A 10,644-nucleotide genomic window follows, 5' to 3' on the forward strand; every position below is an offset into this window, starting at 1 on the left:
AGTACGCGTGGCGACCTACGCGTGGTGACCCCGGCACGGGAGGCGCCCGGGTGGACATGTGCGGGACGACATGCGCGAGAGGAGCGGAACGGGGCGGCGAGGTGTCGTCCCCTCGCCGCCCCGGCTGCTCCGGTGGAGCCGGTCGTCCGTCGCCGCCCGGCAGGCCGGCGAGGGACTCGGACCACCGTATGCCGCCGCCCCCGCGGACGCGCAGCCGCGTCTCAGTCCCCGACCCGCGCAGCGGTTCGCACAGGCCAGGCGGCCGCCCGCCATCCACCCGCGGCGGCGTCCACCGGCGCGCCCGCACGGGCGTCGGACTCCCGGGTCAGATGGCGAGCGCGGGGTCGAGCTCGATGACGCTGGAGCGCTGAGCCGCCCGGGCGAAGACCGTCTCGCCCGGCTCGAGCGCGAGCTCACCGGCGTCGCGTCGGGTCAGCTGGGCGGCGAACCGCTCGCCCGACTCGGCCCGCAGGTCCACCCGCACCTCGAAGCCGAGCGGCACGACGCGCTCCACGACGGCCGCGACGATCCCGGGCGAGCCGCTGACCTTGTCGTCGAGGGCCAAGGCGACCGTCCGGTCGCGCTCGAGGGCGATGTCGTGCGGCCGCACGAGCTGCCCTCCGAGGCGCGCCACCGAGCCGAGGAAGCCCATGACGAAGTCGTTGGCCGGGCGTTCGTAGAGCGTCACCGGGTCGCCGACCTGCTCGATGCGGCCGTGGTTGAGCACCGCGATCCGGTCGGCGACGTCGAGCGCCTCCTCCTGGTCGTGCGTCACGAGGACCGTCGTCACGTGCACCTCGTCGTGCAGCCGCCGCAGCCACGTGCGCAGGTCGGCGCGCACCTTGGCGTCGAGCGCGCCGAACGGCTCGTCGAGCAGGAGCACCTCGGGGTCGACGGCGAGCGCCCGCGCCAGGGCCATCCGCTGCCGCTGGCCGCCGGACAGCTGCGCCGGGTAGCGGTCACGGAAGCCCTCGAGGCCGACGATCTCGAGCAGCTCGCCGACGCGTCGGTCGATGTCGGCCTTGGGGCGCTTGCGGATCGAGAGGCCGAAGGCGACGTTGTCGCGCACCGTCATGTGCTTGAAGGCCGCGTAGTGCTGGAAGACGAACCCGATGCCGCGCCGCTGCGGCGGCTCGGTGGTCACGTCGCGCCCGGCGATCGTCACGACGCCGGCGTCGAGGGCCTCGAGCCCGGCGATCGAGCGCAGCAGCGTCGACTTGCCCGACCCGCTCGGCCCGAGCAGTGCAGTGAGCGAGCCGCTCGGGATCTCGATGCTGACGTCGTCGAGCGCGAGGAAGGACCCGTAGCTCTTGCGGGCGTCGGTCACGGTGATCATCGGGTGCTCCTCTTGCGGTCGAGCAGGGTCATGAGCAGCAGCACGACGAGCGCCATGCCCATGAGGACGGTCGCGGCGGCGTACGCGCCGTAGGTGTTGTGGTCGTCGATGTAGCGCGAGTGCACGAGCAGCGTCAGCGTCTGGGACACCCCCGGGAACCCGGACGACACCATGATCACGGCGCCGAACTCGCCGAGGGCGCGGGCGACGGTGAGGACGATGCCGTAGGTGAGGCCCCACCGGATGGCCGGGACGGTGATGCGCCAGAAGGTCTGCCAGCCGTTCGCGCCGAGGGTGGCGGCGGCCTGCTCCTGCTCCTGGCCGATCTCGTGCAGCACCGGCTCGACCTCGCGCACGACGAACGGCAGCGTCACGAAGATCGTTGCGAGCACCATGCCGGGCAGGCCGAAGATGACGCGGAAGCCGCCACGGTCCAGCGCGCCGAACCAGCCGTCGATGCCCCACAGCATGATGAGCGCGACGCCGACGACGATGGGCGACACCGCGAAGGGCAGGTCGACGACCGCTTGGAGCACCCCGCGGCCGCGGAAGCGTCCGCGCACGAGGGCCAGCGCCGTCGTGACGCCGAAGACGACGTTGAGCGGCACGACGATCGCCACGATGAGCACCGACAGGTTGAACGCGGCGATGGCGGCCGGGGTGGTCACCGACGCCCAGAACGTCCCGATGCCGGGGGAGAAGGTGCGCCAGAGGATGACGCCGACCGGCACGGCGACCAGCGCGAAGAGGTAGCCGAGCGCGACGACGCGCAGCGTGATCCGCGACGTGGTCGAGGTCCTCATGCGGCACGCTCCTCGCGTCGCTGGGCCCGCGCCCCGAGGACCCGCAGGACCAGCAGCGACACGAACGCGATGGCCAGCAGCGCCACCGAGATCGCGGCGGCGTTGACCGGCCGGTCGATCTCGATCTGCTGCTGGATGTACTGCGAGGCCACCTGGGTCTCGCGTGGGATGTTGCCGCCGATGAGCACGACCGAGCCGTACTCGCCGATCGAGCGGGCGAAGGCCAGGCCGGCGCCGCTGAGGATCGCCGGCCCGAGGGTCGGCAGCACGACGCGTCGGAACGTCGTCCAGCTCGACGCGCCGAGCGAGGCGGCCGCCTCCTCGACCTCGCGGTCGGACTCGATGAGCACCGGCTGCACCGACCGGACCACGAACGGCAGCGTCACGAAGAGCAGCGCGACCGCGAGCCCCCACCGGGTGGCGTTGAGGTGGATGCCGACCGGGCTGTTGGGTCCGTAGAGGGACAGCAGCACGATGCTCGCGACGATGGTCGGCAGGGCGAACGGCAGGTCGATGAGGGTGTTGACGATGCGCTTGCCGGGGAAGTCGTCGCGGACGAGGACCCACGCGACGAGGGTGCCGAACACCGCGTTGACGAGGGCGACCCCGGCCGAGACGAGCACTGTCACCCAGAGCGCGGCGACGGCGGCCGGCGCGGTGATCGCCTCCCAGAACCCGGCCCAGCCCTCGCCGAACGCGGCGACGGTGAGCGCCGCGAGCGGCAGCAGGACGATCAGGCTGAGCCACAGGGTCACGACGCCGATGCCGAGGGGGCGTCCGAGGCGGCGGCGCAGCTCGTCCACCCGGCGGGCTCCGGGGGACGGTGCCCCGGACGCGGCGAGGGCGGGAGCCGCCGGAGCGGCCCCCGCCTCTTCGGTCGCGGGCGACCGGGTGACGGCTTCGGTCGTCACTTCGTCGCCTCGTCGTAGATCGTGGCGATCTCGCCGACGTCCTTCTTGAAGAGCGTGCCGTCGACGTTCTTCCACCCACCGAGGTCGGCGATGGTCCACAGCTTCGAGGGCTGCGGGAACTTCGAGGCGTAGTCCTTCGCGACGGCCGCGTCGACCGGCCGGAAGCCGGCCTCGGCCAGCAGCTTCTGCGCCTCGGGCGTGTAGAGGTAGTCGTCGAAGGCCTGCGCGGCCGCCTTGTTCGGGCTGTTCTTGAGCACTGCGGCGGGGTTCTCGATCTTGAAGGTCTGCGGCGGCGTCACGTGCTCGACGGGCTCGCCGCCCTTCTCGACGAAGAGGGCCTCGTTCTCGTAGCTGAGGAGCGCGTCGCCGCTGCCCTGCAGGAACGACTCGGTGGCCTCGCGGCCGGACTTCGGCTGGATCTTGACGTGGTCGGTGACGAGGCTGCGGATGTAGGCAAGGCCTGCCGTCTTGTTCGTGCCGCCGGCGCTCTTCGCGGCGTACGGGGCCAAGAGGTTCCACTTCGCCGAGCCCGACGAGAACGGGTTCGGCGTGACCACTTCGACGCCCGGCTTGAGCAGGTCGTCCCAGTCCTTGATGTGCTTCGGGTTGCCCTTGCGCACGACGATGGTCACGACGGAGCCGAAGGGGATTCCCTTGTGCTCGTTGGCATTCCACGACGGGTCGACCAGACCGGCGTCGACGAGGCGCGTGATGTCGGGCTCGACCGAGAAGTTGACGAAGTCGGCCGGGGCGCCGGCCGCGACCTTGCGGCTCTGGTCGCCGGAGGCGCCGTAGCTCTGCTGGAACTGCACGCCCTTGCCCGCGGTGGTCTTCTGGAACGCCGGGATGACGGCGTCGAAGCCGACCTTCGGTACGGCGTAGGCGTAGAGGTTGACCGTGCTCGTGGCGCCGGCGCCGGCCGCGGTGGAACCGGGCTGCGCGACGACGTCGCTCGCCCCGCCACCGGCACAGGCCGTCAGGCCGATCGTCGCGCTGGCGGCGATGACGGCGAGGAGGATCTGAGGGCGTCGCACGGTTGCTCCTTGGAACTGAGGGGCGAATCTGACGGGCGTCTGGGGTGACCGCGGTCGAAGGTCGGCCGGGTCTGATTCCCATTCGTTGAGTGGGAGTTTGGATAGCAAACCGTTACAGGTCAAATAACGTCTACTTATGTCTCAGGGTGTGGAACCGCCACGCCCGAGGTCGCGCCCTCAGGCCGTCGCGATGCGCCGGACGCGCAGCGTCCCCTCGCTCGTCAACTCGCCGGACACGACGACGCGGGCTCCAGCCTCGGCATCGACGCTCCAGCCGGGCGGCAGCTCCAGGGCGTAGGTGCGGCCGTCCTCGGCGACGAGCAGTACCGACGCAGCCGCAGCGCCGGCAGGGAACGAATCGCCCGCGTCCGCCTGGCGCAGGGTGCCCGCGACCGTCACCGACGCCCGGGCGGCGGCGTCGCCGGAGGGTGTCGACGAGCGTGCGGCCAGGTCCGAGAACGACTGCGGCACAGGCGTTTCCGGGCGACCGCGTCGCGGGGAGGGGCGTCGACGCGCCGGCCCACGCGTCACGGCGTCGGCTCCCCAGTCGTGGCAGAGGTGTCGGGACCCGCGTGGCGCAGCGTCAGGTCGAGCAGCGCGATGGCGCCGGCCTTGTCGAGCGGCTCGTTGCCGTTGCCGCACTTGGGCGACTGGATGCACGAGGGGCATCCCGACGGGCACTCGCAGGCGGCGACGGCGTCACGCGTCGCGCGGAGCCACGCGCGGACGCGTCGGTACCCCCGCTCGGCGAAGCCCGCACCGCCGGGGTGGCCGTCGTAGACGAGGATCGTCGGCAGCCCGGTGTCGGGATGCAGGGCCGTGGACACCCCGCCGATGTCCCAGCGGTCGGCCGTCGCGAAGAGCGGCAGCATGCCGATGGCCGCGTGCTCGGCGGCGTGGGCGGCGCCGGGGATCGTCGCCTCGTCGACGCCCGCCGCGGCGAGCTCGTCGACCGGCATCGTCCACCACACGGCCTTGGTCGCGAGGCTGCGCGGCGGCAGGTCGAGCGGGTGCTCACCGATGACCTCGCCGCCCGGCAGCCGGCGCAGGAACGAGACCACCTGGTTGCGCACCGTCACGTGCCCGAACGAGCACCGCAGCGGCCCCCACTCCTCGTGCTCGACCGCGTGGACGATGTCGAACTCGCTCACCGACCGCGCGTGCGTCGTCCACCCGGGGTCGCCGCGCACCGCGAACGCCGCGCGGTCCTCGAGGTCGAGCTCGGTGACGACCCACGTCTGGCCCTGGTGCACGTGGACCGCGCCGGTGTGCACTTGGGCGTGCGCCGACGCCTCGTCGACGGTCCCCACGACGCGCCCGGTGCGCGCCTCGATGACCCGGACCGGCTCGCTGGCGCCACGCAGCGACAGGTGGTCGGCCGGTCGGTCCTCGCGGGCCCAGAACCAGCCGCGCGGCCGCTTGCGCAGGATCCCGCGCTCGACGAGCGCGTCGAGGAGCGGACGCGTCATCGGCCCGAACACCTCGACGTCGGCCTCCGTGACGGGCAGCTCGGCAGCCGCCGCCGCGAGGTGCGGTCCGAGGACGTGCGGGTTGTCGGGGTCGACCACGGTCGCCTCGACGCCCCGGCCGAAGATCGACTCCGGGTGGTGCACGACGAAGGTGTCGAGGGGGTCGTCGGCCGCCACGAGCACGGCGAGCGAGCGGCGTCCGGTGCGCCCTGCGCGTCCGGCCTGCTGCCACAGCGACGACAGCGTGCCCGGCCAGCCCGCGAGCAGCACCGCGTCGAGGCCCGACACGTCGACGCCGAGCTCGAGGGCGTTGGTCGCCGCCAGGCCGAGAAGGTGCCGGCTGCGCAGGTCGCGCTCGAGCTCGCGCCGCTCCTCGGGAAGGTAGCCGCCGCGGTAGGCCGCGACGCGGTCCTCGTCGGTGACGGAGACGCGCTCTTTGGCGATGCGGGCCACCACCTCGACGCCGGCGCGCGACCGGGCGAAGGCGACCGTCTGTACGTCGGCCCCGACGCACCCGGCGAGCAGCTCGCCCGTCTCGGTGATGGTGCTGACGCGCTGCGCCGTGCCGTCGGCCGAGGTGACGACCGGCGGCTCCCAGAGGGCGAACGTCATCGCGGCGCGGGGCGACCCGTCCTCGGTCACCGCCTCGACCGGCAGCCCGAGCAGGCGCGACGCGTGGTCCTGCGGGTCGGCGACCGTGGCCGACGCCAGGACGAACGTCGGCTCGGCGCGATACCGGGCAGCGACGCGTCGCAGCCGGCGCAGCACGGCCGCGAGGTGCGCGCCGAAGACGCCCTTGTACACGTGGCACTCGTCGACGACGACGTAGCGCAGCGCCCGCAGGAACGAGGACCAGCGCTCGTGGCCCGGCAGCAGCGAGTGGTGCAGCAGGTCGGGGTTGGTGAGCACGAGGTTGGCGTGGTCGCGGATCCAGCGCCGCTCGTCGGTCGGGGTGTCGCCGTCGTACGTGGCAGGACGCACGCCCGGCAGCGCGAGCCCGGAAATCCGCGTCAGCTGGTCGGCCGCGAGGGCCTTGGTCGGCGAGAGGTAGATCGCCGTGGCGCCGCGACCGTTCGGGGCCGACGCGCCCGACGTGAGGTCGGACAGGATCGGCAGCAGGTAGCCGAGGCTCTTGCCCGACGCGGTGCCCGTGCTGACGACGACGTGCCGCCCCGCGTGGGCGTGCTCGGCCACCGCGACCTGGTGCGACCACGGCGCCGCCACGCCGGCACCCGTCAGCGCGCCGAGGAGCGTCGGGTCGGTCCACTCCGGCCAGTCAGCGGTGCGCGCCGTGCGGGCCGGTACCTCGTGAACGTGCACGAGCCGCTCCGGGTGGTCCCCGACGAGGCGGGCCAGCAGCGTCTCGGGATCGGGCCCCTGCCCGCGCCCCTGCCCGCGCCCCTGCCCGCCCTCCTGCCCGCGCTCCGGCGTCCGGGCACCGGCGCCCACCCGCTGTCCGGCGGTGGCCGGAGCGGTCGAGATGGGCGACAGGTCCCGGTTCATGTAGAGCAACGGTAGGAGGTGGGGGTACGGTAACCGACGAGCGGGGCATGTTACTCCGCGGTCGGTCACGCAGGGGCAACGTGGCTGACCCTGTTCGACCAAGTGTGGGCAAGGGAAGGGGCACCGGTGGATCTCTCGATCACCCGCGCCGACCACGGTGACCAGACCGTGGTGCACCTAGGCGGCGAGATCGACGTGTACACCGCGCCGCTCGTGCGCGAGAAGCTCGACGAGCAGATCCACGGCGGCCGGACTCGGCTCGTCGTCGACCTGTCCGATGTCACGTTCCTCGACTCCACGGGGCTCGGCGTTCTCGTCGGCCGGCTGAAGCTGGCGCGGACCCGCGGCGGGTCGTTGCGCCTCGTCGGCAAGGACGACCGCGTTCTCAAGGTGTTCTCGATCACCGGACTCGACAAGGTCTTCGACATCCACCCCGACCTCGAGACCGCGCTCGCGGCGGAGGACGGCACGCCTCCGAGCGAGCCGTCCTGACCGTCCCACCGCAGTCCTCGGCGTCCGGCGTGCCCGCCGACGCGGCCCCTGACGTGCCCGCGGAGGAGCCCGTTGTGCCTGCCGACGTGCCGGTCGTCGACGCGACGCTCCTGCCGCTGCTGCGCGCCGACCTCGCCGCCGCGGGCTTCACCGTCGACGGCGTCGCCGAGCGGCTCGGCCCGGTCGCCTCCGCCGCCCTGCACCGCGAGCAGCCGCTACCCGCCCTCCTCGCCACCGCCGACGCCGCCCGTCCCGGCCCAGCGGCCACCCCCACCTCCGCATCGAGTGAGCACTCCGCCCCACGCGTCACGCCCGACGCGTGCGGCACGCTCGTGCGCCTCTTCACCCTCGGGCGTCCGGTCGGCACCCACCGCCTGGCCGACGCGCTGCCCTCCCTCGGCGTCGACGGCGCCGCCGCGCTCGGGCTCGTCCGGGTCGACGCGGCAGCCGGCGTCGCGCACGCCACGTGCGACCTGCGCCCGTACGGCGACGACGCCCACGACTGGTGGGTCGCCTCCGACCTGTCCGAGCTCGCCACCGGCGGGCCGCTGCGCCCCGACCACGTGCTCGGCATCGGCGGCGCCTCGACCACCCTCGCGTCGTGGACCGTCCGCCGCCCGGTCGACCGCGCCCTCGACCTCGGCACCGGCTGCGGCGTCCAGTCGCTGCACCTCACGGCACACGCCGCCTCGATCACGGCCACCGACATCTCCGAGCGAGCGCTGGCCTATGCCCGGTTCAACGCCGCGCTGGCCGAGGCGCACCTCGACACCGTCGCCGGCGACCTGCTCGACCCCGTTGCGGGACAGTCGTTCTCGCTCGTCGTGAGCAACCCGCCCTTCGTCATCACGCCGCGCACCGATGATGTGCCGCTCTACGAGTACCGCGACGGCGGACGCGCCGGCGACGCCGTCGTGCGGACGCTCGTGCGCGAGGTCGGCCGGGTGCTCGAGCCCGGCGGCGTCGCCCAGTTCCTCGGCAACTGGGAGGTGCCCGAGGGGCGCACGTGGCGCGACGTCTGGGGTGAGTGGCTCGACGAGCAGGCCCGCAGCGGCGTCGCGCTCGACGCCTGGGTCGTGCAGCGTGAGTCGCAGGACCCGGCCGAGTACGCCGAGCTGTGGTCGCGCGACGGGGGAGCGGTGCCCGGTAGCGAGGCGCACTCGCGCATGTACGCCGCGTGGCTGCGCGACTTCGCGGCCCGACGCGTCGAGGCCGTCGGCTTCGGCGTCGTGACCCTCCAGCGTCCCGCCACCGACCGGCCGACATGGCGCTCGCTCGACGAGGCCGCCGGTCCGGTGGCGGCGCCGATGGGGCCGCCCGTCGATGCCGGGCTGCAGGCGCGCACGTGGCTGGCCGAGCACTCCGACGACGACGTGCTCGACGTCGCGTGGTCGTGCGCGCCGGACGTCACCGAGGAGCGCCACGGCCGGCCGGGCGCGTCCGACCCGGCCGTCATCCTCGTGCGCCAGGGCGGCGGCCTGCGACGCGTCGTACGCGCCGGCACGCTCCTGGCCGCCTACCTCGGCGTCGCCGACGGCGAGCTCACGGCCCGCGTCGCCCTCGAGGCGATCGCCTCGCTCCTCGACGCCGACCCCGCCGCCGTCCGCGCCGAGGTCGTCCCCGCCATCCGCGACCTCGTCGCCGACGGCTTGCTCGTCTGACCCGTCTGACCCTCGCCGCCCGCGCCTCCTCTGCCCGACCCCGCGCCTCCGCGACAAGTCCGCCATGGCGCAGTTCCGGTGCGCTGCGGCCCGGATGCGCCGCGCGACGTCCGCCAGGGCGCAGTACCGGTGCGCTGCGGCCCGGATGCGCCGCGCGACGTCCGCCAGGGCGCAGTACCGGTGCGCTGCGGCCCGGATGCGCCGCGCGACGTCCGCCAGGGCGCAGTACCGGTGCGCTGCGGCCCGGATGCGCCGCGCGACGTCCGCCATGGCGCAGTTCCGGTGCGCTGCGGCCCGGATGCGCCGCGCGAAGTCCGCCACGGCGCAGTTCCGGCGCGCTGCGGCCCGGATGTGACGCGCGAAGTCCGCCACGGCGCAGTTCCGGTGCGCTCAGGCCCAGATGTGCCGCGCGAAGTCCGCCACGGCGCAGTCCCCGCGTCGGCCGGCCCGACGGGCGAGGGGCGCAGTCGGGGAGGACACGGCACGCTCTGGGCGGAAATGACTTGTGAGTGAGTGCTCACTCATTCATGATGGTCCGGTGCGACAGCGAACGGGGCGCGCCGCGCCCATGCACCCGGACGACCGCCGGGAGGCCCTCATCGAGGTCTTCATCGACCTCGCGCACCGGGAGGGTCGCACGCCGACGACGAGCGAGATCGCTCGTGAGGCCGGCGTCGCCGAGGGCACGATCTTCCGGGTCTTCGCCACCAAGGACGCGCTGCTCGACGAGGCGGTGCAGACGGCGTTCTGCCCCGCGCCGGTGCGCCGCTCCATCGCCGCCATCGGCACCGACCTGCCCGTTCGCGACCGCCTCGTCGCGTTCACGACGATCATGCAGCGCCGGTTCACCGAGGTCTTCGGCCTCATGGGCGCGCTCGGCCTGACCGAGCCGCCGAACCGCGGCCCGCACCTGGCCTGCTACGCCGCCGGCCACCACCTGCGGGGCGCGTCCGACGAGGGCGCCGAGGACTGCGAGCCCCACCAGCCGCTCCTCGACACCGTGCACGAGCTCGTCCTCGGCGAGGCCGACACCTTCGTCGTGCCGGCCCGCGACGTCGTGCACCGCATCCGCCTGCTCTGCTTCTCCGGCAGCCACCCCGGCATCGCCGACGGCCTGACCCTGTCGCCCGAGGAGATCGTCGACACGGTCCTCTACGGCCTCGTCGTGCGCCCCGCCGCGTCGGGCAGCGGTCTGGCGATCGTCGAGCTGTACGAGCAGCTCGGGGGCGACCCCGACGCCCTCGCCGACGACGACCTCGAGGGCGACCGCGACGACGGGAAGGGGGCGCGCCGGCATGGAAAAGCCGTTGACCCTCACCCGGCGTGAGGTCGTAGCGTCCACGACCGGCCGACACCCTCAGGCGCGGGCCTACCCGAACGCGCGCCCGAACCCGCGCCGACGCCAGCACCCCACGAACCTCTCCACCGACCGCAC

General features: G+C 73.7%; 10 protein-coding genes. 4 read left to right on the forward strand and 6 right to left on the reverse strand.

Going from position 1 to position 10,644, the window contains the following annotated elements; all coding sequences use genetic code 11:
• Positions 1-325: 325 nt before the first annotated feature.
• The 6 genes from RY076_RS10550 to RY076_RS10575 all read right to left on the reverse strand — a co-directional run bounded on the left by RY076_RS10550 (position 326) and on the right by RY076_RS10575 (position 7,056).
• A complete protein-coding gene (locus RY076_RS10550; RefSeq protein WP_323097619.1) occupies positions 326-1,336 on the reverse strand; it encodes a sulfate/molybdate ABC transporter ATP-binding protein in 1,011 nt (336 codons plus the stop codon).
• On the reverse strand, positions 1,333-2,139 hold the full coding sequence (gene cysW / locus RY076_RS10555; protein ID WP_323097620.1) for a sulfate ABC transporter permease subunit CysW: 807 nt from the start codon (positions 2,137-2,139) through the stop codon (positions 1,333-1,335). Before cysW ends, RY076_RS10550 begins: the two co-directional genes overlap by 4 nt.
• Complete coding sequence (gene cysT / locus RY076_RS10560) at positions 2,136-3,050, reverse strand: sulfate ABC transporter permease subunit CysT (protein ID WP_323097621.1); 915 nt, start codon at positions 3,048-3,050, stop codon at positions 2,136-2,138. The genes cysW and cysT overlap by 4 nt, the downstream gene beginning before the upstream one ends.
• On the reverse strand, positions 3,047-4,084 hold the full coding sequence (locus RY076_RS10565) for a sulfate ABC transporter substrate-binding protein (RefSeq protein WP_323097622.1): 1,038 nt from the start codon (positions 4,082-4,084) through the stop codon (positions 3,047-3,049). Before RY076_RS10565 ends, cysT begins: the two co-directional genes overlap by 4 nt.
• Before the next feature lie 177 nt (positions 4,085-4,261).
• Positions 4,262-4,555, reverse strand: coding sequence for a DUF5818 domain-containing protein (locus tag RY076_RS10570; protein WP_323097623.1), 294 nt, complete (start codon positions 4,553-4,555; stop codon positions 4,262-4,264).
• A 56-nt stretch (positions 4,556-4,611) separates the two neighbouring features.
• The gene (locus RY076_RS10575) at positions 4,612-7,056 is read right to left on the reverse strand and encodes a DEAD/DEAH box helicase (RefSeq protein WP_323097624.1); all 2,445 of its coding nucleotides are present in this window, start codon (positions 7,054-7,056) and stop codon (positions 4,612-4,614) included.
• Positions 7,057-7,182: 126 nt separating this feature from the next.
• Between RY076_RS10575 and RY076_RS10580 the strand changes: the two genes are divergently transcribed.
• From RY076_RS10580 to RY076_RS10595, 4 genes are all read left to right on the forward strand, one after another.
• On the forward strand, positions 7,183-7,548 hold the full coding sequence (locus tag RY076_RS10580; protein ID WP_323097625.1) for an STAS domain-containing protein: 366 nt from the start codon (positions 7,183-7,185) through the stop codon (positions 7,546-7,548).
• Positions 7,549-7,622: 74 nt separating this feature from the next.
• The gene (locus tag RY076_RS10585) at positions 7,623-9,209 is read left to right on the forward strand and encodes a DUF7059 domain-containing protein (RefSeq protein WP_323097626.1); all 1,587 of its coding nucleotides are present in this window, start codon (positions 7,623-7,625) and stop codon (positions 9,207-9,209) included.
• Positions 9,210-9,273: 64 nt separating this feature from the next.
• Entirely contained in the window at positions 9,274-9,564 is a 291-nt protein-coding gene (locus RY076_RS10590; RefSeq protein WP_323097627.1) for a hypothetical protein, read from the forward strand.
• A gap of 183 nt (positions 9,565-9,747) precedes the next feature.
• Positions 9,748-10,536: a TetR/AcrR family transcriptional regulator gene (locus RY076_RS10595; RefSeq protein ID WP_323097628.1), complete on the forward strand. Its 789-nt coding sequence runs from the start codon at positions 9,748-9,750 to the stop codon at positions 10,534-10,536.
• Positions 10,537-10,644 lie beyond the last annotated feature (108 nt).

Origin of the sequence: Intrasporangium zincisolvens, from assembly GCF_034724055.1 — a bacterium.
GTDB classification, from domain to species: domain Bacteria; phylum Actinomycetota; class Actinomycetes; order Actinomycetales; family Dermatophilaceae; genus Monashia; species Monashia zincisolvens.